The organism is Acidimicrobiia bacterium (assembly GCA_040881685.1).
Taxonomy (GTDB): domain Bacteria; phylum Actinomycetota; class Acidimicrobiia; order IMCC26256; family PALSA-555; genus SHVJ01.
The window spans coordinates 26156-52170 of sequence record JBBECS010000019.1 but is presented as its reverse complement, the minus strand read 5'-3'; the positions used below and the strand labels follow the sequence as shown (position 1 = coordinate 52170).

19 protein-coding genes are annotated in these 26015 nt (G+C 68.3%); 8 read left to right on the top strand and 11 right to left on the bottom strand.

Going from position 1 to position 26015, the window contains the following annotated elements:
• Positions 1-561, top strand: coding sequence for a hypothetical protein (locus WEE69_05665; GenBank protein MEX1144774.1), 561 nt, complete (start codon positions 1-3; stop codon positions 559-561).
• A gap of 79 nt (positions 562-640) precedes the next feature.
• Here the strand turns inward: WEE69_05665 and WEE69_05660 are convergent, their stop codons facing one another.
• From WEE69_05660 to WEE69_05645, 4 genes are read right to left on the bottom strand one after another with little or no spacing between them, the layout of a single operon-like run.
• On the bottom strand, positions 641-1432 hold the full coding sequence (locus WEE69_05660; GenBank protein MEX1144773.1) for an ABC transporter ATP-binding protein: 792 nt from the start codon (positions 1430-1432) through the stop codon (positions 641-643).
• The gene (locus tag WEE69_05655; GenBank protein ID MEX1144772.1) at positions 1432-2238 is read right to left on the bottom strand and encodes an ABC transporter ATP-binding protein; all 807 of its coding nucleotides are present in this window, start codon (positions 2236-2238) and stop codon (positions 1432-1434) included. Before WEE69_05655 ends, WEE69_05660 begins: the two co-directional genes overlap by 1 nt.
• Positions 2235-4961: an ABC transporter permease gene (locus tag WEE69_05650; protein MEX1144771.1), complete on the bottom strand. Its 2727-nt coding sequence runs from the start codon at positions 4959-4961 to the stop codon at positions 2235-2237. The genes WEE69_05655 and WEE69_05650 overlap by 4 nt, the downstream gene beginning before the upstream one ends.
• 59 nt (positions 4962-5020) lie before the next feature.
• Positions 5021-6415: an ABC transporter substrate-binding protein gene (locus WEE69_05645; protein MEX1144770.1), complete on the bottom strand. Its 1395-nt coding sequence runs from the start codon at positions 6413-6415 to the stop codon at positions 5021-5023.
• A gap of 144 nt (positions 6416-6559) precedes the next feature.
• Between WEE69_05645 and WEE69_05640 the strand changes: the two genes are divergently transcribed.
• On the top strand, positions 6560-7381 hold the full coding sequence (locus WEE69_05640; protein ID MEX1144769.1) for a PIG-L family deacetylase: 822 nt from the start codon (positions 6560-6562) through the stop codon (positions 7379-7381).
• On the opposite strand, the gene WEE69_05635 is transcribed toward WEE69_05640, so the two are convergent.
• Entirely contained in the window at positions 7311-8474 is a 1164-nt protein-coding gene (locus WEE69_05635; GenBank protein MEX1144768.1) for a hypothetical protein, read from the bottom strand. The two genes, WEE69_05640 and WEE69_05635, sit on opposite strands and share 71 nt — an antisense overlap.
• Positions 8475-8606: 132 nt before the next feature.
• Between WEE69_05635 and WEE69_05630 the strand changes: the two genes are divergently transcribed.
• The 5 genes from WEE69_05630 (at position 8607) to WEE69_05610 (ending at position 14573) form a co-directional block, all read left to right on the top strand.
• Positions 8607-10274: an ABC transporter substrate-binding protein gene (locus WEE69_05630; protein ID MEX1144767.1), complete on the top strand. Its 1668-nt coding sequence runs from the start codon at positions 8607-8609 to the stop codon at positions 10272-10274.
• Between the two features lie 64 nt (positions 10275-10338).
• On the top strand, positions 10339-11331 hold the full coding sequence (locus WEE69_05625; GenBank protein MEX1144766.1) for an ABC transporter permease: 993 nt from the start codon (positions 10339-10341) through the stop codon (positions 11329-11331).
• Positions 11312-12406, top strand: a complete 1095-nt coding sequence (locus WEE69_05620) for an ABC transporter permease (GenBank protein MEX1144765.1) — start codon at positions 11312-11314, stop codon at positions 12404-12406. The genes WEE69_05625 and WEE69_05620 overlap by 20 nt, the downstream gene beginning before the upstream one ends.
• On the top strand, positions 12403-13533 hold the full coding sequence (locus WEE69_05615; GenBank protein ID MEX1144764.1) for an ABC transporter ATP-binding protein: 1131 nt from the start codon (positions 12403-12405) through the stop codon (positions 13531-13533). Before WEE69_05620 ends, WEE69_05615 begins: the two co-directional genes overlap by 4 nt.
• Positions 13533-14573 carry an oligopeptide/dipeptide ABC transporter ATP-binding protein gene (locus WEE69_05610; protein MEX1144763.1) on the top strand — a complete coding sequence of 347 codons (1041 nt, stop codon included), beginning with the start codon at positions 13533-13535 and terminating at the stop codon, positions 14571-14573. Before WEE69_05615 ends, WEE69_05610 begins: the two co-directional genes overlap by 1 nt.
• 5 nt (positions 14574-14578) lie before the next feature.
• Here the strand turns inward: WEE69_05610 and lon are convergent, their stop codons facing one another.
• Genes lon through WEE69_05595 form a run of 3 tightly spaced genes read right to left on the bottom strand, consistent with a single transcriptional unit; the run spans position 14579 to position 19276 of the window.
• Positions 14579-16948: an endopeptidase La gene (gene lon / locus WEE69_05605; GenBank protein ID MEX1144762.1), complete on the bottom strand. Its 2370-nt coding sequence runs from the start codon at positions 16946-16948 to the stop codon at positions 14579-14581.
• A 38-nt stretch (positions 16949-16986) separates the two neighbouring features.
• Positions 16987-18384 (bottom strand): class II fumarate hydratase, encoded by a 1398-nt coding sequence (gene fumC, locus WEE69_05600; protein ID MEX1144761.1) that lies wholly within the window; start codon positions 18382-18384, stop codon positions 16987-16989.
• 58 nt (positions 18385-18442) lie between these two features.
• Entirely contained in the window at positions 18443-19276 is an 834-nt protein-coding gene (locus WEE69_05595) for an SDR family oxidoreductase (GenBank protein MEX1144760.1), read from the bottom strand.
• A gap of 100 nt (positions 19277-19376) precedes the next feature.
• Between WEE69_05595 and WEE69_05590 the strand changes: the two genes are divergently transcribed.
• A complete protein-coding gene (locus WEE69_05590; protein ID MEX1144759.1) occupies positions 19377-21059 on the top strand; it encodes a DUF885 domain-containing protein in 1683 nt (560 codons plus the stop codon).
• On the opposite strand, the gene WEE69_05585 is transcribed toward WEE69_05590, so the two are convergent.
• From WEE69_05585 to WEE69_05575, 3 genes are read right to left on the bottom strand one after another with little or no spacing between them, the layout of a single operon-like run.
• Positions 21056-22864 carry a M3 family oligoendopeptidase gene (locus WEE69_05585; GenBank protein MEX1144758.1) on the bottom strand — a complete coding sequence of 603 codons (1809 nt, stop codon included), beginning with the start codon at positions 22862-22864 and terminating at the stop codon, positions 21056-21058. The two genes, WEE69_05590 and WEE69_05585, sit on opposite strands and share 4 nt — an antisense overlap.
• A gap of 13 nt (positions 22865-22877) precedes the next feature.
• The gene (locus tag WEE69_05580) at positions 22878-25184 is read right to left on the bottom strand and encodes a UvrD-helicase domain-containing protein (GenBank protein ID MEX1144757.1); all 2307 of its coding nucleotides are present in this window, start codon (positions 25182-25184) and stop codon (positions 22878-22880) included.
• Between the two features lie 52 nt (positions 25185-25236).
• Entirely contained in the window at positions 25237-25857 is a 621-nt protein-coding gene (locus WEE69_05575; protein ID MEX1144756.1) for a histidine phosphatase family protein, read from the bottom strand.
• Positions 25858-26015 lie beyond the last annotated feature (158 nt).

Here is a 26015-nt window from a genome sequence, read left to right as displayed (position 1 = left end):
ATGCGAAGACGAGCAGGAGTACTGCTCATCGCCACGCTGACCGCGGGTGCGCTCGTGGTCGGCATCGCCGGAGAGAGCGGCGCGGCGGTGAAGAAGGCCAAAGCACCACTGTGCAAGGGCAAGGGCAAGAAGAAGGCGGCCAAGGCCATCGAGAATGCGTACTTCGCGTTCCTCGACGGGGCTTCCTCGCCGACGGCCGCGGATAAGTTGCCGTACATCCAGTACATGAGCCCACCGGAGGAGAGCCCGGCGCTGATCGCGCTCATCGAGGAGAGCTCCGCGGCGAACGCGGAAGCGGCATCCACCACGTCCGTTCAGGTGAATGAAGTGAAGTGCACCGGCAAGAAGACGGCCGATGTGCTCTACGATCTCGTGCTCGGCGGCGAGCCCGCACCTGGCCTTGCTCCTCCGGGGAGCGCGATCCTCGAGAAGGGCAGCAAGCAGTGGAAGGTCACCGCTGAGGCATTCTGCAACCTGACCGCGCTCGGTACTCCGGCGGTGCTGGAGTCGGGCCCGTGCTCGGAGATCCTGCTCGAAGGGGCGCCCTCCGACCTGGCTTAGAACACACGCAACAAGGGACTGCGAGCAGGAAAGGGGCCGCCCTCCGGGGCGGCCCCGCTCGCGTCCTGGGCGAGTTTCGCTAGCCGGCGCCGTTGCCGGTGGGGACCTCGCCGTGGACCGCGGGCAGGATGCTCTCGCTCACGTCACCGAGCTCGTCCACCGGACCTGCGAGCGCCACCCGGCCCTTCGACATCACCACCACGTCGTCGGCCAGCGTGAGCGCTTGGTGCACGTGTTGCTCCACGATCAGCAGTGACGTGCCGTGCTCACGGATGGTCGCGAGCGTTTGGTACACCTCGTCGATGATCACCGGTGCCAGCCCGAGGGAGAGCTCGTCGGTGATCAGGAGCTTGGGCTCGTGCACGAGCACCCGGGCCAGCGACAACATGCGCTGCTCACCACCCGAGAGCGTGCCCGCCACCTGCTTGCGCCGCTCCCCCAGTCTCGGGAACTGGTCGTAGGCCTTCTGCGCTGCCGCACGCGCGCCACGGCGGCCGAAGACCTGGCGGAAGGTGAGGACGAGGTTCTCCTCGACGGTGAGCGTCGAGAACACAGAGCGGCCCTCGGGGGCGTGCACGATGCCGATCCTGGCGAGCCTGAACGCCCGCCGGCCGGTGATCTCGGTCCCTTGATAGAAGAGGTGACCCAGCGTCGGCTTGAGCAGACCGCAGCACACCCGCACGACGGTCGTCTTCCCGGAGCCGTTCGATCCGAGGAGCGCCATGACCGACCCCTCGCGCACGGCGAACGAGACGCCGAAGAGTGAGCGGAACGGCCCGTAGCTGGCCTCGATGTCGCGCAGCTCGAGCAGCGGAGCGCCGTTCGGCGACGCGGGGCTCGGCGTGGCTGGCGTGGTCGTCGGAGCGCTCATCACATGTCTCCGAGGTAAGCCTTGCGGACGATCTCGTTCCCGAGGACCTCGCTGGTGGGTCCCGACGCGATCATCGTGCCGAAGTCGAGCACATAGAGCCGGGTCACGAGGCTCTGGACCATCTCCACGTCGTGCTCCACGAGGAGCACCGCGAACTCGTAGTCCTGCTGGACCTTCGCCAGCCGCTCAGCCAGGGCCGCGGTCTCTTTCACGTCGAGACCCGATGACGGCTCGTCGAGCAGCAGAAGCTTCGGCTGCGTCATCAGCGCGCGCCCGAGCTCGACGAGGCGGCCCCGCCCGAGGCTGAGCGACTCGACGGGCTCGTCGGCCTCCCGCTTCAGCTCGAGCAGCTCGATCATGCGCTCGGCGAGCGCGTGCTCGTCGGCGGTGGGCTTCGACAGGTTCAGCAGGTCCTTCCACAGCCGGCCCGAGCCGTTGCGCTGACGCTCGGTCACGAGGAAGTGATCGCGCACGGTCATCCCGGCGAAGAGCTCGAGGCGCTGGAACGTGCGCCCGAACCCGAGGCGCGCGCGCTTGTAGACGGGAAGCGCGCTGATCTCCCGCCCGTCGAACTCCACGCTTCCCTCCTCCGGGCGCAGCATGCCGAGCAGGCAGTTGAACAACGTGGTCTTCCCGGCACCGTTCGGACCGATCAGCCCGACCAGCTCGCCGTACTCGACGTCAATGTCGACCGCGTTCAGCGCAGTGATGCCCGCGAATCGCTTGGTGATCTGGCGCGCGTCCAGCAGCTTGCCGCGCCCGTTCGGCGCACTCGCCGTTTCCGCCGTGGTCGCCACGTCGGTCATTGCGCACCTCCGGTCGGCGCCGGGATCGCGACCTCACGCTCCGCCACGAAGGCCTTCTCCTCGGGCGGTTCGAAGCCCTCGCCCCCGATGGCGAGCTCGTTCACCGCGGCCTGCACATCGGCCACCCAGCGCACCCACGCGATCACGAAGGCCGTGACGATAAAGAACGCCGGCCACCCCGCGGGCGGTTTGCCCTGCTCGAACAAGCTCCCGCTCGTACCGCCGGTGAGCGTGGTCCGTTGGAAGAGCAGAGCACCGAACAGAATGAACCCGGCGGGAGCCCGCCCCGCGTGCCACGAGATCGGCGTGCTGACCCAGTTGCGCTTCTTGGCGATGCGTTGCACGTGCACCGGCAACAGGAAGAAGGCAACAACCGCCGTTCCCGCGGCGATGCCGACGAGCACGCAGTCGAGCAGGCTGCCTCGCAGCGGCCAGCCCTTGCTGTCGAAGAACACGCCCACGAGCGCGCCCACCGCACCCCCGGCGCCCAAGTAGAGCCAACCGAACCGCACGCCACCATCCCGCTCGAGCCGCACACTCGTCACGACGGCCCACCCGAGCGCGTACAGCAGGCTCGGCACGATGAAGAAGAGGATGGTGGGGCTGCGCACGCTGAGCCAGCCGTCCGTGAACAGGCTCCCGATCAAGATGTAGGCGAAGAACAGCGCTGGGCCGGCGAGTACCGGCATCGCCGCGAGTCGCACCGGCCAGTACTCCTTGGGCAGCGTGCCCTCGCGCTTCAGCTGCTTGGCGCGCAGACCCAAGGCGCGCTGTCGGATCGTGGAGAGGATGCTCTTGCGGGTCTGGAACTCGACGATCCCTTCGGGATGACGGGCATACGTGATGGCACCGAGTCCGAACAGCATGATGGCGAACTCGGGGCGGAAGCCGAGCTCCGGCAGCAGGAACGTCGAGAAGATCACGAAGCCAAGTGCCGCGTTGACGGCGCCGTCGACCGTCCGAGCGCCGAGCGTGACCACGAGCACCACCCAGACGATCCCGAGGAACGAGATCGTCTCTCGCGGCGTCGCATTCTGTGCGTGCAACGTGAGCACCCCGCCGCCGAGGCCGGCGACTCCGGCGGAGAAGGCGAACAGCGTCATGCGCAACGCCCGGGCATTGATGCCGATCGACGCCGCGGCTGGGTCGCTGCCGCGCAACGCGGCCATGGCGCGGCCGGTGGTCCCCTTGCGGATGAGGATCACGAGGAACGCCACGACCGCGAAGATCGCGAAGACCACGAGGAACCACTCGTCATCGCCCAAGATTGCGTCGGGTCGGTTGACCTCGAGGCCGGAGTCGCCTCCGATCACCGACTCGCGGCGAAACACCGTCTTGTCCATCATCAACGCGAACGCAAACGTGGCAAGCGACAGGTAGAGCCCTGAGAGGCGTCCCGGCGCGCGACCGGTGAAGCGGCCGATCAGCGCGGGCAGACCATCGATGATCAACACGAGGACCGCGCCCAGCGCGGCGGCGGCCACCGCGCCGATGAGCAGGCCGGGCAGGACCGGCACGTCGAGGTCGCGGGCGAGGTGCGCCACGCCGAAGGCACCGACCGATGCGAACGTCGCTTGCGCCAAGGAGATCTGCCCGCCCAAGCCCGTGAACACGGTGATCGACAGGAAGATGATCGCGAAGACGAACGCGAGCGTGATGCGGCCAACCCACGGACCACTCACCAGCGTGAGCATCACCACGAGGAAGCCGAGCATGAACACCGGGAAGATGATCCTCGTCGTCTTCTGGAGCGCCGCGTCCTTGTACTCCTGGGCCATGGCCGGCGGGGGCGGATCGACGCCGGCAAGAGGATCGGCGGCCGCCGTGCCTTCCCGAAGCCGCCACCAGAACACGAGCAGCAGGAACAGCACCAGGAACGGCAACGACGGCTGGATGTCGTCGGCGATGTTCGTCCCGCCGATGATGTCCTGGAGGGCCCGCGCCGAGAACGCGATGCCGATGGCCCCGGCGAGCGTCATGGGGATGTTGGTGAACCGGCCGACCGAAGCTGCGGCGATCGCGGCCACGATCACCAGCTGATAGGCCGTGCCGTTGACCTCTTGGTACAGCGGCGCAAGGAGCACGCCGGCAAGCCCGGCGACGGTGCTCGAGAGCATCCACGCGACCATGCCCACTCGGTCGGAGTCGACGCCCGCGAGCTCCACCATGCGTGGGCTCTCCACGACCGCCCGCATCTGAAGGCCGATCGCGGTGTAGCGGAAGAGCAGCCCGAGCGCCGCTGCCGCCACCACGGTGACGATCACCACGATCACGGCGTCGGGCGGGATCGTGTAGTCGCCGATCTGGAACGGATCGAACGGGCTGCGCCCGATGAACGTCTCGGAGAGGCTCGGGACGAACGTGGCCGGCGTGTAGCTATAGAGCGCCTTGACGATCTCGGGGAAGGCCACGACGAGGCCGAGCGCGGTGACGAGCTTCACCTGCCACGACGCCGTTCGCATGAATCGGAACAGCGCGCGGTCGAGGAGCAGACCGACGAGTGGTGCGACCACGAACACCGTGATCACGAAGCTCAGCCAGATCGGCCAGCCGTGGTTCTCGATGCGGTCGTACCAGAACCATGCGCAGAAGAACGCCTGGCCGCTGAACGCGAGGTTGAAGACACCTGAGGTCTTGTACGTGAGGACGAGCCCGACGGCGACGAGACCGTAGATGCACCCGATGGGCACACCCTGGATCACCCAGTCGGCGAATTGGTCCATGCGCGCGACCTATTTGCCGATGCCGGATGTCACCGTCGGGAACGTCCTCGTGTTGTTGGTCAGGGCTGGACAGCGGCTTCCGGCACCAACGTCGGCGCGGTCTCCCCTGACTTCAGCGGCCGGTAGTACGGCTCGAGCGTGTCGGGCAGCGCGGGCGTGAGCGGGAAGCACACGAACGGCTGGCCCGGCTGGCCGAAGATCGTGACGAACTCGCCGCCCTGGACCTCCTCGTACACGTCGCAGGCCTCGTAACCCGCACCGTGACCGCCACCACTCGGCTGCCAGCCGATGGGCGGCAGCATGCCGTCGGCGGTGAAGTCGGTGATGCCGTTGATGGCGTCGATCACCGACTGTCGGTCGAAGTTCTTGCCGGCAGCCTTGATGCCCTCGACGAGCAGCGCGGCGTTGATCCAGCCCGCCTGGTTGTGCTCGCTGGGCTCGACACCCTTCTTCTTCATGGCCTTGAGGAACGCCTTCGTCCCCTTGGGCAGGTCCTGCCCGTGCCAGGGAGCGAAGCCGAGTCGGAAGATCCAACCCTCGAGCGCGTCGCCGGCGTCGTCGAGCGTCGACTGCTTGTAGCCCTCAGGTGCGTAGAAGACGACGTCGTCGACGCCCGCCTGCTTGAGGCCCTGCGAGAGCTTGAAGCCACCGTTGAACTCCATGCAAGTGGCGACGAACTGCACGCCCTGATCCTTCATGGCCTGAACGTCGGCCTGGACCTCGGCGATGCTGAAGCCGAACTCGAGCGATGCGTTGGAGTGCGCGACTTCGATGCCGAACTTCTCGAAGCCCTGGTTCACACCGGTGACGCACTTCCGCGAGGAGATGTGCGTGTAGCCGAACACCGCCACCTTCGTGTATCCGCGTTCCAGAGCGATGTACGACGGGGCGATGCCTGGGCACTCGAAGCACAGGAACGAGCCCTTTTCGCCGAACAGGTTGTCGCGGGGGCACTGCTGGATCTCGTTGTTATCGATGAGCGCCCGCTCAATGACAGCCTGCTCGTCGGCGGTGCCGCACCATGCCGGCTCGACGTTGATGCCGAAGCCCGGAACGTTGTTGTCGCTCAAGTACTTGCCGCCCAACGTGAACGAGTTCGTCATGATTGGCAGCACCGCGAAGACGTTCTTCTCTTCCACGAGCGAGCGCACGGTGATGGCGCCGGTCGACGCCTGGCCCTGGTCGCTGCCCTTCTCGACGAGCTTCAGCTTCTTGCCGAAGACCCCGCCCTTCTTGTTGATCATGTCGAAGTACGCCTCGGTGCCATCGAACCCGTCCGGGTACGCGACGTTCAGCGTGTCGTTCGGTGGGCTGGCGTAGCCGCCCACTCGAATCTCTGTCTTGGTGACGCCGGGAACCTTCCCACCCCCGCCAGCACCCGCGGTGACCACCTGGGTCCCGACGAGCGCGGCGACGACCAACGACACCGTGATGACGGCCAAGACTCGGCGCATCCATTCCCCCCTGGTTCGATCGACCCAACGGTCGACGACTGGGCGGCACTCTAGCGAGGAATCGTGTGACGCTCACGTCAGGTCAGCCCCGAGGGCCCGCCAGGACTGGCCTGGCGTCGCCGACCGGCGCGCGACCATGAGGAGATGGCCGGGACCCTGGTGTGCTTCCACGCCCACCCCGATGACGAGACGATCGCCACCGGCGGCGTGATCGCACAAGCGGCGTCGACCGGGCGCAGGGTGGTGCTCGTGCTCGCAACCCGCGGCGAGCTCGGCGAGGTGCCCGACGGCTTCCTCGACCCCGGGGAGACCTTGACGGATCGGCGGGTGGACGAGGTGACGCGGGCCGCGGAGATCCTCGGGATCGCGAGGGTCGAGTTTCTCGGGTACCACGACTCGGGGATGGCCGGTCTGCCCGAGAACGACGCGCCGGGCTCCTTCTGGTCAGCTGACGTGCAGGAGGCGGCCGATCGCCTGGCTTCCATCCTGCGCGACGAGGACGCCGAGGTGCTCGTCGTCTACGACGAGAACGGCGGCTACGGGCACCCCGACCACATCCAGGTACACCGCGTGGGCGTGCGCGCGGCGGAGATTGCCGGCACGCCCCGCGTCTACGAGACGACCATGAACGCCGACGCCATCCGGCGGATGATGAAGGCGCATGCGGCGGAGCTGGCCGACTCCGGCATCGAGATGCCGGACGGCGTGACCGATCCCGAGGACATCAAGATCGGCGTGCCCGAGGCGCTGATCACGACGACGGTGGACGTGCGCGAATTCGCCGACCTCAAGCGCGCCGCCCTCGCCGAGCACGCGAGCCAAGTCGGCGAGTCGCACTTCTTCCTTGCGATGCCACCGGAGTTCTTCCGGGAAGCGTTCGGCATCGAATGGTTCATCAAGCGGGGGGCGCCGTCGGATCTGAGAGAGACCTCCTTGTTCGAGGGCGTCGGCTCGCCAGGCGCTTGATCAGCCCAGCCCGCCGGGCCAGGGAGCGATCCGACGACCAGGGTGCGTACGGCGCCATGGTCAGACCGGCGAGCGCAAGCAGCACCGCGTCGTAGTTCACGCGCCAGCCCTGGAAGTCGCGCCACGCCTGATCCCGATCGTCCTTCATCGGCAGGCGCGCCTCCTCGAAGGAGCGGCACGCGGCGTCGAACTCGTCGCGGGCGATGCTGATCGGATCGGTTGACGCCGGGTCGGGGTCGTACGGAAGGCCGAAGTAGTCGGCGATGGTCCGCATGGCGAGGAACCCGCCCCGCACGCACGCGCCGGCGTTCGGTGACCAGGGCACGGCGAGCACCGAGTTGTAGAGCGCGGCCGCGTCGAGCACCGACCCGGCGGCGGTCACCCACGACCGGTCGGGCTGGGGCGAGCGGAAGAAGCTCAGCATGCCGAGCGACGTGTGCGTCTCCTCGAGCTCGGCGAACCACGTCTGCCACTCGGTCCAGAACTCGTCGAGCAGGTTGAACCGCTGCATCGTCTGGGCCCGGATGAGGATCTCGACCCCCGACGGCGGCTCACCGGCGCGCACCGAGAGCTTGGCGACCAGCACCTCTCGACGCGAGAACGCACTGTAGATGGTCGGGAGGTAGCTGATGAGCAGGGCCAAGACACCAAGCCCGACCGCGGCCTCCGCGAACACGATCATGTAGTCGCCGGGATCGTTGGGCGGGCTCACGAAGCCGAGCGTAAGGAACGACGAGCCGCTCAGCTCGAAGGCGCGCGTCCACGACTCCACGCTGACGGCACGGAAGATGAAGGTGAACCCGGTGATCACCATCACGACCCAGACCCCGACGAGGCTCAGGAGCCCGATCGGGGCGTACAGCGCCATGACCCGATCGCGGCGCTCGTAGGAGCGGGCCGGACGGGCCAGGAGATCGAACAGCGCCCGCAGGGAGACGAAGACCCAACGCGTCAGGGGGGTTCGTGCACCTCGAGGGAGGACGAAGGTGCGCAGCGCCGAGTCGAGCACGGCGCCGATCAGCACCACTCCCGCCACCGCCAGCGCGACCTCGCCCACCACGGGCCACAGCATCGCAGGCCAGACACCACCCACCCCTGGCCCCGCCCCGCGATTGACAGCGCGGCCGGGCCTTCTAGAGTGCTGGCGACGTGACGGGGGTCACATCCCGTCGTGGCTCTGGCACGACACAGACGCCGGGCATGACCCGGCTCCCACGGGGGATCAATGGTGATCGACTCGCACCGGACCGCATCTCGGCGACGCCTCGCCCGCTTGGCCGCGTCGGTTGCCGCGCTGGCGCTCGTGAGCACGACGTTCGCCACGTCGGGCGGCGCGTCCGCACCCGACCGCCGTGCCCACGGCGCAGGGAGTGGCGGCGAGATCACGTTCGGGCTCGAGAACGAGACCGACACCGCCAACGGCTATTGCCTGCCCCGGTCGCAGCTCGCCATCTCCGGCATCCAGGTGGCGGCGGCGGTCTACGACACGCTGATGGTGCCGAACACCAAGGGCGAGTACGTGCCGTACCTGGCCGAGGCGGTGACGCCCAACGCCGACTTCACCGAGTACACCATCAAGCTGCGTGAAGGCGTGACCTTCCACGATGGCACGCCGCTCGACTCCACGGCGCTCAAGCTCAACCTCGACACGTACTCCGGTGAACCGGGCGCACCGCAGAGCGCGCCGCTCTTCTCGAGCTTCCTCCAGAAGCTCCTGGTGAGCAACGACATCGTCGACGACCTCACGGTCCTGGTGAGGCTCACGCAGCCGATGCCCCAGTACCCCTCGTACCTCTACGGGACCGGCCGGTTCGGCATCGTTGCGCCGGCGCAGCTGAACCTGGGCGACGAGTGCGCCACCACCATGATCGGGACCGGCCCGTTTGTGTGCAACGAAGGGTGCTGGACGCCGGGCGAGAGCACGGTCCTCGACGCCAACCCCGACTATTGGCAGGAGGGCTACCCGAAGGCCAGCAAGCTCACCTTCGTGCCGGTACCCGAGTCCGCCCAGCGCCTCACTGCGCTCCGAGGCGGTGAGCTCGACGTCTTGCACCTCGACGCCGCGCAAGAGATCCTCCAGCTCGACAAGGTGAAGAGCGACTTCAACCTGGTCGTCCAGAAGCCGGGCGTGCGTGAGGTCCGCTACTACTTCATGAACAGCGCCAAGCCGCCGTTCGACACGCTCGACGGTCGCCTGGCCGTCGCGTACGCCATCGATCGCGACGAGATCAACCAGATCTCCAACAAGGGTCTGTTCACCCTGGCCGACGGCATCATGGACGTCGATGCACCCGGGTACCTGCCCGACGCCGGCATCCCGCAGTTCAACCTCAAGAAGGCCAAGGCGCTCGTCCAGAAGGTGATCGACGCCACCGGATCCTTCGACGTGACGCTGCTCGCCGACACCAGCGACCCGTCGAACGTGCGAGAGGCACAGATCGTCAAGGAGCAACTGGAGAAGGCGGGGATGACGGTGACTCTCCCGCCGACCGCGGCGCAGGCCTCGTTCATCAACGACGCCATCGCCGGAAACTTCGGCCTGTTCCTCTTCCGGAACCAGCACGGCGGCGCCACCAACATGATCGACGTCGATCTGGTCCCGTGGTTCGGGGACGGCTCGCTCGTCAACTTCGGCAGGGTCGAGGACGCCGGGCTCGAGGACGCCCTCCAGGCCGGACGCCTCACGGCAGACATCAACGAGCGCACGGACTTCTACGAGACGGTGAACCAGACCATCTCGGAGAACGTGTACATCCTGCCCATGTGGTATGTGGACTGGACGATCGGCTCGGCGAAGAACGTCAAGGTCAAGCTGCCGAAGCTGCCCGACGGCGGCGGCAAACCGCTGTTCGTCTACGGCCGCATCCCGGTCTTGGGGATCGCGAAGGGGTAGGAGCCACCCAACGGTTCGCGTGATGTGCGGGACATGACATGAGGACGGAGCGCTCGCGTTGCGCATGATTGCCTCGCGGCTGATCCAGTTCCTGATCGTGCTGTGGCTTGTCGCCACGTTCACGTTCTTCCTGATCCGCATCATCCCGGGCGACCCGGTCGACATCCTCGTGCCGACGCGGCGGCTGCCCGGTTCCGTGGCAGCCGAGCGGGCCAAAGAGGTCCGTCGCGACCTCGGCCTCAACAACTCGCTCCCCAAGCAGTACGTCGACTACCTGGCCCAGGTCGCGACGTTCGACCTCGGCAAGGACTACGGCTCGGGTCGGCCCGTGACCGACACGCTCAAGACCGCGCTGCCGGTCTCGCTCCAGCTCATGCTCTACGCGCAGATCCTGGCGCTAGCGTTCGCCATCCCGCTCGGGGTGTTCACCGCGTACCGCGCCGGCACCCGGGCCGACCGGAGCCTGAACGCCACCGCCTTCGGGCTGCTCGCGCTCCCGAACTTCGTGCTGGGGCTGCTGCTGTCGTTCATCATCGGTGCCGAGCTCAAATGGTTACCCAGCGTCGGGTACGAGCCAGGGTGGCTCGACCCGATCTTCGACTCGAGCCGTACCGGCAACTTCGGCGAGCACATCAAGACCATGATCCTGCCCTCGGTCACGCTGGCCGTTGGGCAGATCGCTATCTACATGCGACTGCTGCGCAGCGACATGATCGCGACTCTCCAGGAGAACTTCATCACGATGGCCCGCTCGAAGGGCATCTCCGACCGCCGGATCCTCTGGCGCCACGCGCTGCGCCCGTCGAGCATCACACTTCTCACGGTCGCGGGACTCAACGTGGGAACGCTCATCGGCGGCGCGGTGGTCGTCGAGGTGATCTTCAACCTCGGCGGGATGGGCAAGGCCATCGTCTTCGCCCTGAACACGAAGCAGTACGTGACCCTCCAGAGCCTGATCCTCGTGATCGCCGCGCTCTTCGTCCTCGTCAACTTCCTCGTCGACCTCCTCTACACGGTCGTTGACCCAAGGATCCGTCGTGCCCGCGCCGCCAGCTGACACGCCCGAGAGCGTCGGCCAGCCGAGCGGCGGCGACGTGCTCGTCGCGCCCACCGGCAAGGCGCTGCTCGACGCCGAGCGCGAGGGATTCGTCGTCGAAGGTGGGCTCATCCCGATGGCCGCGATCGAGGCCGGAGCCGAGCAGCGCAAGCGCACGCTCGGTCTCGGCGCGTGGCTCGCCATCGCCTGGCTCACGCTGATGGTGGGGATGGCGATCCTCGCGCCCGTGCTGCCGGTCGGCGACCCCTCCGAGACGATCACCCTCGACCGTCCGTGCCCGACGGCCGTCCGCCTCGGCCGCGAGATCGAGCAGTGCGACATCGCCGGTCGGGGACCCTTTGCCGACGAGGGCACTGCTCGCGGCTACCCACTCGGGGGCGACGGCAACAGCCGCAGCATGCTGGCGCGCCTGGTGTATGGCGCCCGCACGTCGCTCGTCGTCGCAGTCGGCGCCGTGGCGCTGGGCTTCGCCATAGGAGGGAGTCTCGGGATGCTCGCCGGGTACTTCGGCGGGAAGATCGACACCGTCCTCACGGGCTTCTTCAACGTGCTGCTCTCGATCCCGGCCATCATCCTCGCGCTGGCGCTGGTTGCGTTCCTCGCGACACAGAGCGCGGCGGGCGGAGGCGGGACAGGCCTGCCGAGGGAGCTGATCTTGATCATCGCCATCGGCGTGGTGGCGATCCCCCTTCTCGGCCGCATCACCCGTGCGAGCGCGCTGACCTGGTCACAGCGCGAGTTCGTGCTCGCGGCCCGCGCCCAGGGCGCAAAGAACCTGCGCATCATGATCCGAGAGGTGCTCCCCAACGTGCTACCGGCGATGTTCTCCATCGCGTTGCTCGGCATCGCCGTTGCGATCGTCGCCGAGGGCGCTTTGAGCATCCTCGGCGTGGGCGTCGAGCCACCGACGCCGTCGTGGGGAAACATGATCGCGCTCGACCGCGGCTTCTTGCTCGCCGGTTCACCCCATGTCGTGATCGAGCCTGCGATCCTCATCTTCTTGTCCGTGCTCTCGCTCAACTACCTCGGTGACGTGGTGCGGGCGCGCTTCGACGTACGGGAGGCGGGGATTTGACCGACGCCCGCTTCACCGAGGAGCACCAGGGCCCACTGCTCGAGGTGGTCGACATCAAGACCTACTTCGAGACCGATCGCGGACTCGTGCGGGCGGTCGATGGTGTGTCGTTCACGTTGGAGCGGGGCAAGACGATCGGGATCGTCGGCGAGTCGGGCAGCGGCAAGACCGTGCTCTCCCGCTCGGTCATGGGCCTGCTCCCCCGCCGCGGTCTCGTTCGCGAGGGATCGGTCCGCTTCGAGGGTCACGAGTTGATCGCGCTCACCCCCAAGGAGATGCGCGCGTACTGGGGCTCGCAGATGTCGATGATCTTCCAGGACCCGATGACCTCCCTGAACCCGGTCATGAAGGTCGGCAAGCAGATCACCGAGTCGATCCGCCAGCACCTCGACGTGGAGAAGGACTTCGCGAAGGAGCTCGCCGAGAACCTGCTGAAGTCCGTGCGCATCCCCGAAGCGCACCGTCGATTGGAGGAGTACCCGCACCAGCTCTCGGGCGGCATGCGCCAGCGGGTGTGCATCGCGGTCGCACTCGCAGCCGGACCCAAGCTGCTCTTCGCCGACGAGCCGACGACGGCGCTCGACGTCACGGTGCAAGCCCAGGTGCTGGACCTCATGGCCGAGCAGCAGCGCGAGCGTTTCATGGCGTTGGTGCTCATCACGCACGACCTCGGGGTGGTCGCCGGACGCGCCGACGAGATCGCGGTGATGTACGCCGGCCGGATCGTGGAGAAGGCACCGACGAACGTGCTCTTCCGCGAGATGAAGATGCCGTACACGCAGGCACTGCTCTCCTCGATTCCCAAGCTCGCTGACGAGAGCCACACGCGGCTGGCCACGATCCCCGGACGGCCGCCTGACCTCGTGAACCCGCCCAAAGGCTGCAAGTTCGCACCACGGTGCGCGTACGTGCAGGACCGTTGCCACGAAGAGGAGCCGCCGCTCACGCCCGGCCCCACGAGCGGGCACGAGTTCCGCTGCTGGTTCCCGGTCGGCACACCTGAGGGCAATGAGGCGTTCGAGAAGAACCGCCGCGAGGGAATCGCGGCCGCCAAGGCGCTCGCGGCCGCCGACGCGCTGGCAGCAGCCGAGGCCATGACGATGTCGAAGACGTCCGGGGGAAGCTGATGGCAGGGAGCGGCACGGCGCACCTCCGGCCCGACGGAGAAGCCATGCTCCGCGTCGAGCACCTCGTCGTGGAGTTCCCGGTCGGCGGCCGGCGCTCGGGTCTGAAGGTAAACGCCGTCTCCAACCTCAGCTTCGACATCATCGAGGGCGAGACGGTCGGGCTCGTCGGTGAATCGGGGTGTGGCAAGTCAACGACCGGTCGCGCAGTGATCCAACTGCCGCCGCCGGTCTCGGGCAGCGTGAAGCTCGACGGCGTCGAGCTCACCGCGTTGCACGGCGAGGAGCTGCGGCGCATGCGCCCACGCATGCAGATGATCTTCCAGGACCCGATCTCGTCGCTGAACCCGCGCCGGAAGATCCGCGACATCGTGGCCGAGGGCCTCGAGATCTGGGAGATTGGCGACGACGAATCGCGCGCCAAGAAGGTGGAAGAGGTCCTCGAGACCGTCGGCATCGATCCCGCCAACGGCGGCCGTCGGCCGCACGAGTTCTCGGGTGGGCAGTGCCAGCGCATCTCGATCGCCCGCGCGCTCGTGACCGAGCCGAAGCTCATCATCTGCGACGAGCCGGTTTCGGCCCTCGACGTGTCGGTGCAGGCCCAGATCATCAACCTGCTACGCGACATGAAGGAGCGCTACGGGCTCACGCTCGTGTTCATCGCCCATGACCTCGCCGTCGTGAAGAACGTGAGCGACCGCGTGCTCGTGATGTACCTCGGGAAGTTCTGCGAGTTCGGAACGCCCGATGACATGTACGCGAGTCCGGCGCATCCATACACGGCCGCGCTGCTCGCCGCGATCCCCGAACCGGATCCTGAGGTGCGTCCCGACTCCGACAAGATCCTCGGGGGCGAGCTGCCGTCACCAATGAGCCCGCCGAGCGGCTGCCGATTCCGGACGCGGTGCCCGAAGGCGCAGGACGTGTGCACCGAGCAGGAGCCCGAGGTGCGCGAGATCCGGCCCAAGCAGTTCGTCGCCTGCCATTTCCCCGTCGAGCCTGGCGAAGAACTCGACTTCGCCGCCGCGGTCGCCGTCGAGTAGGGGAGCTACGCCGCCTCGGCGTGGGACTCGGGCTCGAGCGCGAGCGCGAGGACCTCACCGACGTCGTCGACGAGGTGGAACGTGAGCTCGTCGCGCACAGCCTCGGGCACGTCGTCGAGGTCGGGACCGTTGCGCGCCGGGAGGATCACGGTGGTGAGCCCGGCCCGTTGCGCCGCGAGGACCTTCTGCTTCACGCCGCCGATGGGCAGCACACGCCCTTGCAGCGTGACCTCGCCTGTCATGCCGACGTCGGGGCGCACGGCCCGTCCGGTGAGCAGGCTCGCGAGCGCGGCCGTCATCGTGACTCCCGCGGACGGCCCGTCCTTGGGGATCGCGCCCGCCGGAACATGCACGTGCACGCGACGCCGCGCCCTGGCGTCCTCGATCTCGAGCGCACTCGCGTGCGCCTGAACGTACGACAGCGCGATCTGGGCTGACTCCTTCATCACGTCACCGAGCTGACCCGTCAGCGTGAGCCCGGGCTCACCATCCATGGTCGTTGCCTCGATGAACAGCACGTCGCCGCCGGTGCCGGTCACGGCGAGCCCGGTGGCCACGCCCGGCGCGCCGACCCGCTCCGCGACCTCCGGGAAGAAGCGCGTTCGTCCGAGCGCCTTGCGCACGACCTCTTCGTCGACGTCGAGTGGTCGCGCGTCCTCGCCGCCAACGACCCGCGCCGCGACCTTGCGTAGCAACTTTCCGAGCTCCCGCTCGAGGTTGCGCACGCCCGCTTCGCGTGTGTAGTCGACCACGACCAGGCGCAGGATCTCGTCGGAGATCTCGACGTCGCGCAACTCGAGCCCGTTGCGCTCGAGCTGGCGCGCGAGGAGGTGCTCCCGACCGATCGCGACCTTCTCGTCTTCGGTGTAGCCATCGAGGCGCAAGACCTCGAGCCGGTCCAGCAGCGGCCCGGGGATGGTCTCAGCAACGTTGGCCGTCGCGATGAACAGCACGTCGGACAGATCGAGGTCGACCTCGAGGTAGTGGTCACGAAAGGTGTGGTTCTGCGCGGGGTCGAGCACCTCGAGCAACGCGCTGGAAGGGTCTCCCCGCCAGTCGGCGCCGAGCTTGTCGACCTCGTCGAGCACGATCACCGGGTTCATGGTCCCGGCCTCGGTCAGCGCGCGCACGATGCGCCCCGGTCGGGCGCCGACGTACGTGCGTCGGTGACCGCGGATCTCGGCCTCGTCGCGCACACCGCCGAGCGCCACCCGCGCGTACTCGCGTCCGAGGGCGCGCGCGATCGACTCACCGAGCGAGGTCTTGCCCACGCCGGGAGGACCGACCAGCGCCAGGATCGCACCCACGCCGCGTCCGGGCACATCGCTCATGCCGCGCTCCGCGCGCAGACGACGGACGGCGAGCAGCTCGACAATGCGATCCTTCACGTCGTCGAGCCCTGTGTGATCGGCGTCGAGCACCGCGCGCGCGGCATCCAGCTCCAGTGCGTCCTCGGACCGCGTGCCCCATGGGATCTCGAGCACCGTGTCGAGCCACGTCCGGATCCAACCCTGCTCAGGGCCCTGCTCCCCCGCCCGCTCGAGCCGATCCACCTCACGGATCGCCGATTCGCGCACCGCGTCGGGCAGCGCAGCCTCTTCGATGCGGCGTCGATACTCCGACACCGCGTCGTCGTCGCCCTCGCCGAGCTCCTTGCGGATCGCGTCGAGCTGCCGGCGCAGCAGGAACTCACGCTGCTGACGATCCATCCCGTCCGAGACCTCGGTGCGGATCTTCTCCGCCACCTCGAGATCGGCGAGCGCGTCGCGCGCCCAACCGAGAACCTTTTCGAGGCGCTCCTCCACGTCGAGCGTCTCGAGCAGCTCCAGCTTCCGCTCGAGCGCGAGATCGGGCCACCAACCCGCAGTGTCTGCGAGCGCGCCGGGTTCGGTCACGCCCTGGAGCGCCTCGTGCAGACGGCCGGCCCCCATGCGCTCGGCGATGATCGCCACGATGGCGCGGTACTCCCGCGCGAGCTCGCGGGACCGCTCCGACGGCTCGGAGGGCTCTTCCACTTCTTCGGCCTCGACCCACAGCGCGTCGCCGGTGCCCGCCACGCCCACGCCGACCTGCGCCCGATGCAGACCGCGCAACACGACGGCACGCACACCGCCGGGTAGCTCACCGCCGCTCTCGATCCGGGCGACCGTCCCCACCTTCCCGTACCGGCCTTCGATGCGCGGCACGAGCAGGAGCAGGCCGTTGCCCTCGGTGGTGCCGGCGGCGTCGGCCGCGACCTGGGCCTCGTCGCTCTCGAGGGCGAGCGTGACCACCATCTGCGGGAGGACCACCCCGGTGGTGAGGGGCAGCAGGGGAAGCGTGGCTCGATCGGTTGTCGTCACATGGCCTGGAACAGCGCGGACGGCGCCCGGCATTCCCGACCAAGCAGATCGGGAATGCCCGAGGCGGGGTGCTACCCCGGCTTGGTCATGTGCTCGGGGCGCACGAGGCGGTCGAACTCCTCAGCCGTGAGGTGCCCGAGGGCCACGGTCGCCGCCTTGAGGTTGGTGCCGTTGTGGTGCGCGTGCTTGGCGATCTCGGCGGCCTTGTCGTAGCCGATGTGCGGCGTCAGCGCGGTGACGACCATCAACGAATTGCGCACGTGCTCCTCGATCTGGTCCCGATTGGCCTCGAGACCCTCCACGGCGAAGCGGCGGAAGTTCGTGCACGAGTCGGCGAGCAGACCGACCGAGGAGAGCAAGTTGAAGATCATCCCCGGCTTGAACACGTTGAGTTCGAAGTTGCCCTGCGACCCCGCGATCCCGATTGCGGTGTCGTTCCCGAGCACCTGCACGCAGACCATCGTCATGGCCTCGCTCTGGGTCGGATTCACCTTTCCGGGCATGATCGACGAGCCCGGCTCGTTCTCCGGGAGCGAAAGCTCGCCGAGACCGGCGCGCGGCCCCGACGCGAGCCAGCGGATGTCGTTGGCGATCTTCATGAGTGACGCGGCGAGCGTCTTGAGCGCGCCGCTCGCGAAGACGACAGCGTCGTGTGCGGCCAGCGCGGCAAACTTGTTGGGCGCGGAGACGAAGGGCAGATCCGTGAGCTCGGCGATCTTCGCAGCAACTCGATCCGCGAACTCCGGCGGGCTGTTGAGACCGGTCCCGACGGCCGTGCCGCCGATGGCCAGCTCGTACAGACCCGGGAGCGCGAGCTCGATGCGATCGAGATCGGCGTCGAGCTGCGCGACGTATCCCGAGAACTCTTGACCGAGCGTGAGCGGCACCGCGTCCTGGAGGTGGGTGCGACCGATCTTGACGATGTCGGCGAACGCCTTGGACTTCGCGGCCAGCGCGTCGCGGAGCTCACGGACCGCCGGGATGAGCCGATGCACGACTTCCTCCGCCGCCGCGATGTGCATGGCCGCAGGGAACGTGTCGTTGGAGGATTGCGACATGTTCACATGGTCGTTGGGATGGATCGGGGTCTTCGATCCCATCGTGCCGCCCGCGAGCTCGATGGCGCGGTTCGAGATCACCTCGTTGACGTTCATGTTCGTCTGCGTGCCGCTACCCGTCTGCCAGACAAACAGCGGGAACTCATCGTCGAGGACGCCAGCGAGGATCTCGTCGGCCGCCCGGACGATGAGACCGGCGTCTTCATGGTCGAGCTGGCCCAAATCCTGGTTCACGAGGGCGGCGGCCTTCTTGAGGACGGCCATCCCCCGGATGACGGGCTTCGGCATGCGATCGTCACCGATCGAGAAGTGATGCAGCGATCGCTGGGTCTGCGCACCCCAATAACGCGAGGCAGGCACGTCGATCGACCCCATGCTGTCGGTCTCCGTGCGGGTGGCCTCGTCGTTCATATCCGCTCTCGGCCCTGCGGCACGGGCGCTCGCCTCTGGCTCCGCCACGCTCTTGAACCTACTCCTGGGTGGTCGAGCGCCTTCGATTCGCACGCCGGACATGTCGATCCATGGTTGCCCGGACAACTGGGCCCACGAGCCCGCCGACCCGGGCGAGCAAGGCGGTCGACGAGTCGAACGTGATGACGAGCCGGTTCCGCTCGATGCCCGACACGATGCCCTTGGCCACCTTGTCGGCGGAGCGCACCTTGATCGTGGCCGAGATGCTGGCAGTTGCCGCGGGCTTCGTCTCACCCTCTCGCGCAAGTCCCGGCGTGTCGGTGTCGGGTGGATACGCACAGGCAACGACGATGCCGAATGGCTTGAGCTCTGACCGAAGGGTCTCGGCAAGCCCCCGGACCGCGAACTTCGCTGGCGAATACGCCGCGTACCCGTACACGCCGACGATGCCAGCGCTCGATGACACGAGGAGCAGATGACCGCGCCCGTGCTCGATCATCGACGGTACGACCGCGCGGATGGGATGAAGAGTGCCGAAGTAGTTGAGCGCCATCTGCTCTTCGAACACGCTCGCCGGCAGCTCTTCGAAGTGGCCGGGGCGCGCCCCGCCGGCACTCGTGATGAGCACGTCGACCGGGCCGAACTGAGCCGACAACAACGACAACGCCGACTCGAACGCGTCCGGATCGGTCACGTCAGCCGGCTCGGCGGCCACCCGGGTCGCGTCACCGATCCCAGCCTCAAGCGCGTCCTCAGCCGTTGCCAGGCGCTCGGCGTCCCGGGCCACGAGCGACACCCGCGCACCGCGCTTGAGCGCGTGATCCGCCGTGGCGAGACCGATGCCGCTCGAACCCCCGGTGATCAGGACATGCGCGCCGGCAAGGTTGGTCACGCGCGCATTCCGGTCTTCACGGCGACGATCGTGGCACGTTCGGGCCCGGACGCGCTGCGAGGCGACGTTGAACGGCGCCGCTTATGCTCGGCATCGCCCCATGACCACCACCGTCAACGAGATCTCGGACGCCTTCGTCGATCGCTTCGCCGCGCTCGACCCCGTGACCGCGACCTTCGAAGGCATCCCCGGACACGACACCGAGCTCACCGACTACTCCCCCGACGGCGCCGAGGAACGTCGGTTGCACGCGCAGAGCGTGCTCCGGGATCTCGATGCGGCTCCCCTCGGCAACGACCTCGATCGCATCGCGGCCGAGGTGCTGCGCCACCACCTCGTGGCAACGATCGATCTCGCCGCGGCCGGCGAGGACCTCCGGGCCTTGCGGGTCATCGGGAGCCCGGTGTCCGAAGTACGAATCTGCTTCGACCTGATGCCGCGCGAGACCGTCACCGATTGGGAAACGATCGCGGCGCGTGCGGCCGCCGTTCCACATTCTCTCGACACGCTCATCGCGTCGCTGCGCGAGGGCATGAACCGGAACCTGGTGGCCGCACAACGTCAGGTCCTGGCGTGTGCTCGTCAGGCCGACACCTGGGGCGGACTCGACGACTCGCACACGGCGTTCTTCCTGGGGCTGGTCGAGGAGTACGACACGGCCAGGATCGACGACCCAGCCCTGCGCGCCCGGCTCGACGACGTGGCCACCCGAGCCACCGCCGCGTATGCCGCGCTCGGGCGTTTCCTGGTGGGCGAGTACCTCCCGGCCGCGTCGGAACACGACGCGGTCGGCGCCGAGCGCTACGCGCTCTGGGCAAGGGTGTTCAACGGCACCGAGCTCGACCTGCCCGAGACGTACGAATGGGGCTGGGAGGAGCTGACGCGCATCGAACACGCGATGCGCACCGCTGCTGAACGCATCCTTCCCGGCGAGCCGTTGCCGGCGGTCATCGAGCACCTCGAGAACGATCCGACGCGCATGATCGAGGGTGAAGACGCGTTGCGCGAATGGCTGCAAGAGCTGATCGACCGCACGATCGCGGAGCTCGGCGGCGTGCACTTCGACATCCCCGACGCGATCATGCGTTGCGAGGCGATGATCGCTCCGCCGGGTGGTGCGGCGGCGATGTACTACACCGGACCGTCGGAAGACTTCGCGCGCCCCGGACGCACGTGGTACCCGACGCTCGGGCGCACCCGCTTCCCGCTCTGGGGCGAGGTGTCCACCTGTTACCACGAGGCGGTGCCGGGTCATCACCTCCAGATCGGGATGATGCGCTACTTGGCCGATCGCCTGAACCGGTTCCAACGCACGCTCGCGTCGAACTCGGGTCACGCCGAAGGGTGGGCGCTGTACGCCGAGCGACTCATGGGTGAGCTCGGCTACCTCGACGACGCGGCGTTCGAGCTCGGCATGCTGCGCGCCCAGGCCATGCGCGCGGTGCGCGTGATCGTGGACATCGGCTTGCACCTCGAGCTCCCGATCCCTGCCACTGAGAGCTTTCACTCCGGCGAGCGCTGGACCCCCGATCTCGCGCTGCCGTTCGTGATCGAACGCAGCCACTTCGACGAGGAGTTCATGACCAGCGAAGTGGACCGGTACCTCGGGTGGCCTGGACAAGCCATCTCGTACAAGGTGGGCGAGCGGGTGTGGCTCGAGTGCCGCGACGAAGCGAAGCGCAGGGCGACACACGGCTTCGACCTCAAGACATTCCACTCACGGGCGCTCGAGCTGGGCCCGATGGGTCTCGACCAGCTCCGCCAGGAGCTCGGCCGCCTCTAGAGCCGCCCGGCCGCCTGCGCCGCGCCTTCCGCCGCGTCGAGCTGCTCCTCGATGATCTCGAGGCCGCCGTCCCAGAAGGACGGATCGGTGAGATCGACGCCGACGACCTTGCCCAGCTCCTCGGGCGGCGCCGAGCCCCCGCGCGACAACAGGTCGAGGTACGCAGGGACGAACTCGGCGCCGCGCTCCTCGTACTGGCGGTACACGCTCAGCGCCAAGAGCTGCCCATACGCATACGCGTAGACGTAGCCAGGCGTGCCGATGAAGTGCGGCACATAGGACCACCACGAGCGGTAACCGTCGGTGATCTCGACCGCGTCGCCCAGCATCTCGGTCTGGGTCTCGTACCACAGCTCGCCGAAGCGGTCGGTGCTCAGCTCGCCGCGCTCCCGCCGCTCGGTGTGCACGCGATCCTCGAACTGGTTCATCGCGGTCTGGCGGAAGACCGTGGCGATCTGACCCTCGAGGCTCTCGGCGACGAGTGCAAGTCGCTCGGACGGATCGGTGGTCTCGGCGAGGAGCCGACCGAACGTGACCGTCTCTCCGAACACCGACGCAGTCTCGGCAAGTGTGAGTGGTGTCGCCTGGTGGAACACGCCTTGATCGCGGGCGAGGTATGCGTGCACCCCATGGCCCAGCTCGTGCGCGAGCGTGAGCACGTCGCGCCGGCGCGCCGTCCAGTTGAGCAAGAGGTAGGGATGATGCGACGGAACGGTGTACGCGCAGAACGCGCCCGGTCGCTTTCCTGGGCGCACCGGAGCGTCGATCCAGTCGTCGTCGAAGAACCTGCGCACGATGCTGGCGATCTCGGGAGAGAAGGATCCGTAGGCGTCGAGCACGAGCTCCTGAGCATGGGACCACGCGAATGTGGCCTCGGCGTCGCCCACCGACGCGTTGCGGTCGTAGTCGGCCAGACGATGGAGGCCGAGCAGCTGCGCCTTGAGCGCGTACCAGCGCTGCGGGATGTCGTAGCGGTGCACGACGGCCTCTACCAGTGCCTGCACCGACTCGTCACTCGCTTGGTTGTCGAGATTGCGGCTCGCGAGCCAGTTCGGATAGTGGCGGATCCGGTCATCGGTCGACTTGTCGGCCAGCAGCGTGTTGAACACGAACGCGCGGGTCCGCAGCCCCGGCGCCAGCCCGGCGCTCACACCGTCGGCCGCGGCACGCCGAACGGCGCGGTCGGGCGACATGAGTCGCGACAAGCCTTCTTCGAGCCCGACCGCTTCGCCGTCGATGTCCAGATCGATCGTCGAAATGAGCTCGTTGAACAGCCGCCCCCACGCATTCCGGCCCGTGACCGCCTTGTCGTTGAGAAGGCGCTCTTCGGGCTCGGTGAGCAGGTGCGGGCGATAACGACGCGCCGCCGCAAGGTGGTACCGGCAGAACTCGAGCTCGGGAGCAACGAGCAACGGCTCGACGTGCTCGTCGGGCAACGCAGCCCACTCGAGCTCCACAAAGAGGAGCTCGTTGGAGATCGCGGTTGCGCGCTCCTCGGTGCGCGCCATCAGCGCCCCCAGAGCAGGGTCGGTCGTATCGACGGAGAACTTCAGTCCTGCGTACGAGCCGGCCTTGCCCAGCAGTTCCGCGACCGCACCCACCCCGAGCATCAGCTCGGCCAGGCCCACCGCGTCGAGCTCGGCGAGTCGACCGCGGCAACGATCGGCCAGCTCGTCGGCGAGAGCCGCTGCCTCGTCGAGAAGCGCGTCGACGCCGGCGTCGCCACGGTCATCGACGAGGTCCTCGAGGTTCCACGCCACGGCGGCTGCCGTGTGGTCGAGATCGGCGCTGCTGATGCTCGTCATGGTCGGCCCCTGCCTACGACGCCGCGACCGGCGCGCCGCCGATTGTCGAGGTCGCCGCGAGCGACTCCGGCAGCGGTTCCGAGTGAACCACGAACAATCGCCGCGTCGCTCGCGTGAGCGCGACGTAGAGCATCCGGAGCCCGGGCGCGTCGGGCGGAACGAGGCGCGCCGGCTCGACGACCACCACGTGGTCGAACTCCAGGCCCTTGGCGTCCACCGGCGTGAGCACGGCAACGGCGGCATCCAGCGCCTCCACCGAGTCGGCGACCGCCCCGATATCGGCGAGCGCGTCGACCAATGCGGAGTGCACGTCGGGCGGCGCCACGATCGCCACCGTGCCCTCGCCGATGACCGAACGCGCGGCGCGTGCGGCCACCTCGACCAGTGCACCGGGATCGACCCGCTCGAACTGCGGCGACTCCCCGGTTCGCCGGACGGCTCGTGTGGGCGCGACCTCGGGAGCACCCGCGGCCAGCACCCGGTGCGCGACTTCCATGACTTCCGCTGGTGTGCGGTAGTTCACCGTGAGTGTGACCATGTGGGACGGTGCGCGCTGGGGCAGGATCTCGAGCACGGCGTCCCAACTCGTCGCCGCGCCAGCGCGGCTGGACTGGCCGAAGTCGCCGACCACGGTCATGGAACCGGTCGGGCAGCGGCGGGCGAGCATGCGCCATTGCATCGGCGAGAGGTCTTGGGCCTCGTCGACGAGCACGTGGCCGAACGTACGCGGGTCGTCATCGTCGGGCTTGGCCGTTGGCTCGTCGCTGCCGTAGCGGCGCGCGACCTCAGCACCGGTGATGAAGCCACCGACTCCCAGCTCGGCGACGACCCGGTTGGCCGCGTCGTCGCTCCCGCGGCGTCGGGCGCGTCGTCGCGGCCGCGCCGCCTCCGGCGAACCGAGCAGCGCGTCGGCTTCGTCGACGAGCGCGAGATCGGCGTCGGTCCAGGCCACCTCGCGCACGCTCTCGGAACGGGGCCGGTGGAGGCCTTCCTGTTCGTCGCGCGACAGCACACCGTCGGCCGCGGAGTGAATCAGCGCCGGGAACGAGAACAGGTCGTGGATCAGCTCGCCACCCGTGAGCACGGGCCACATCCGCTCGAGCGCGGCGCGCACTTCCGGGAGTCGGCGCAATCGATCGTGGAGCTCGTGATCCCATTCGGGATCGTCGGGCGCGGCCGGACCGAGCGCGCGCCGGTACTGCTCGCTCAGCTGATCGATCACCGCGCGTGCGACCCGCGGGCGCTTCTCGTTGTGCGTACCGCGTTGACGGCTGGCACGCTCGACGATGCGCGCCGACGCCCCTCGGCGTAGGCGGAGGCGGATGCCGTCGACCGTGACCACCAGATCGCTCGCCAGCGGGTGCTCGCGGTCTCGGAGCGCGCGAGCAACCACCGTGACCATGCGAACGTCGCTCTTCACGACGGCCACCGCCGGCGCGTCCTGCGCACCGACCCGGTACGCCGGCTTGAGGCCCGCCGGCGTGGCGAGCTGCACATCTTCCTCGCCGAGAGACGGCAGGACCTGGTCGATGTAGCGCAGGAAGATTGTGCTGGGTCCGACGAGCAGCACACCCTGGGACGCGAGCTGCCGGCGGTACGTATAGAGGAGGTAGGCGGCGCGGTGCAGGGCCACCGCGGTCTTGCCGGTGCCCGCCCCGCCGGCCACCACGAGCACGCCAGGGAGACCGGCGCGGATCGCTTGATCCTGCTCCGCCTGGATGGTCGCGACGATGTCGGTCATTCGGCCCGTGCGCGACCGCTCGAGTGCGACGAGCAGCGCCCCCTCGCCGATCACGGTCATCCCCGACGCTTCGACGGCGTCGCGATCGAACACCTCGTCGTCGAGGCCGACGAGCTCGCGCCCGAGTCCCGGCTTGGTCAGGAAGTGGCGGCGGCGGGCCACCCCCATCGGCTCGATCGCCGTGGCCCGGTAGAAGGGCTCGGCGACCGGCGCCCGCCAGTCGACGACGAGCGGCACCTGCTCGTCGTCGGTCACCGACAGCCGTCCCACGTAGTACGTGGACTCGCCAGCCGAGTCGCCGTTCGGCTGGGCCGGCTCGGCGGGGACGGACCCGTTGGATGCGAGATCGACGCGCCCGAAGCACAGCGGGGCATCGCCGATGTCGAGCGCCGCGAGTCGGCGCCGCGTCACGTCGAAGGCGGCATCCCGCTCGAGGCGGGCTTGATGCGTGCCGCCCGCGCCCATGTCGGCAAAGCCCTCGGCGACGCGCCGGGCGGCGTCGCGCATGGCGTCGAGTCGGACGTAGGCGGCGTCGACATAGAGCTGTTCGGACGCCAGCTCGGGGTGAGACAACGGCAACTTCCTGCCTCGAGGGGACCGACCATCGTACCGGCGACAGAAGCGGGTGTCGTCATTCCTCCGTGGGGACCGTCAACGTGGCGTCGTCGGCATCGATGAGCACCTCGCGGTCGCCGAGCACGAGATCTGCACCGGCGATGACGACCCACCGGCCGGCCAGGTTCGGCACCGGGGCCGATGGAGCACCGAGGCGACGCTCGAGGCTGCGGATGACGCCGCCGTGGGTGACGACGAGCACGGACGTGCGAGCGGCGAGCCCGCTGGCGATCGTCTCCAGCGCGGGCAAGACGCGCCCGACCAGCGACTCGTCGCTCTCGAAACCCGGCGGGCTCTCGCGCGCGTCGAGCATCCCGGGGAACTGCGCGTCGATCTCGCCTCGCGTCAGCCCCTCCCACTCCCCCACGTTGCGCTCCTTCAGCGCCGGCTCGACGACCACCACGATCTCCGGTGGTGCAAGGAGCTCTGCGGTCCGGCGCGCTCGCAGCAGGTCGGAACTGAACACCGCGGTGATGCCGAGCTCGGTGACCGTGGCGGCCCCAGCGCTCGCCTGAAGCTCGCCGAGCGGTGAGAGCGGCGGGTCGGAGTGGCCCTGCCAGCGACCCTCGGCGTTCCATGTGGACTGGCCGTGGCGAACGAGCAAGAGACGCGTCTCGACATGCTCTCGTTCGCCCATGCACGGAGGCTATCGACCGCGCCACACGTATCGTGTGGCGCAGATAGCCGTCGCCGAGGTGGTGGGGAGCGGCCCGGCGCGCAGCGCCGAGAGCGGAGTTGTTGGAGGCTATCGACCGCGCCGCGCCGCTAGCGTGCCGAATCATGGAGCGAGATCTG

Bases quoted from the DNA above. Each gene is read 5' to 3' on its own strand.
- WEE69_05665 (MEX1144774.1), top strand. From the start codon at position 1: ATGCGAAGACGAGCAGGAGTACTGCTCATCGCCACGCTGACCGCGGGT.
- WEE69_05660 (MEX1144773.1), bottom strand. From the start codon at position 1,432: ATGAGCGCTCCGACGACCACGCCAGCCACGCCGAGCCCCGCGTCGCCG.
- WEE69_05655 (MEX1144772.1), bottom strand. From the start codon at position 2,238: ATGACCGACGTGGCGACCACGGCGGAAACGGCGAGTGCGCCGAACGGG.
- WEE69_05650 (MEX1144771.1), bottom strand. From the start codon at position 4,961: ATGGACCAATTCGCCGACTGGGTGATCCAGGGTGTGCCCATCGGGTGC.
- WEE69_05645 (MEX1144770.1), bottom strand. From the start codon at position 6,415: ATGCGCCGAGTCTTGGCCGTCATCACGGTGTCGTTGGTCGTCGCCGCG.
- WEE69_05640 (MEX1144769.1), top strand. From the start codon at position 6,560: ATGGCCGGGACCCTGGTGTGCTTCCACGCCCACCCCGATGACGAGACG.
- WEE69_05630 (MEX1144767.1), top strand. From the start codon at position 8,607: ATGGTGATCGACTCGCACCGGACCGCATCTCGGCGACGCCTCGCCCGC.
- WEE69_05625 (MEX1144766.1), top strand. From the start codon at position 10,339: ATGATTGCCTCGCGGCTGATCCAGTTCCTGATCGTGCTGTGGCTTGTC.
- WEE69_05610 (MEX1144763.1), top strand. From the start codon at position 13,533: ATGGCAGGGAGCGGCACGGCGCACCTCCGGCCCGACGGAGAAGCCATG.
- lon (MEX1144762.1), bottom strand. From the start codon at position 16,948: ATGCCGGGCGCCGTCCGCGCTGTTCCAGGCCATGTGACGACAACCGAT.
- fumC (MEX1144761.1), bottom strand. From the start codon at position 18,384: ATGAACGACGAGGCCACCCGCACGGAGACCGACAGCATGGGGTCGATC.
- WEE69_05590 (MEX1144759.1), top strand. From the start codon at position 19,377: ATGACCACCACCGTCAACGAGATCTCGGACGCCTTCGTCGATCGCTTC.
- WEE69_05585 (MEX1144758.1), bottom strand. From the start codon at position 22,864: ATGACGAGCATCAGCAGCGCCGATCTCGACCACACGGCAGCCGCCGTG.
- WEE69_05575 (MEX1144756.1), bottom strand. From the start codon at position 25,857: ATGGGCGAACGAGAGCATGTCGAGACGCGTCTCTTGCTCGTTCGCCAC.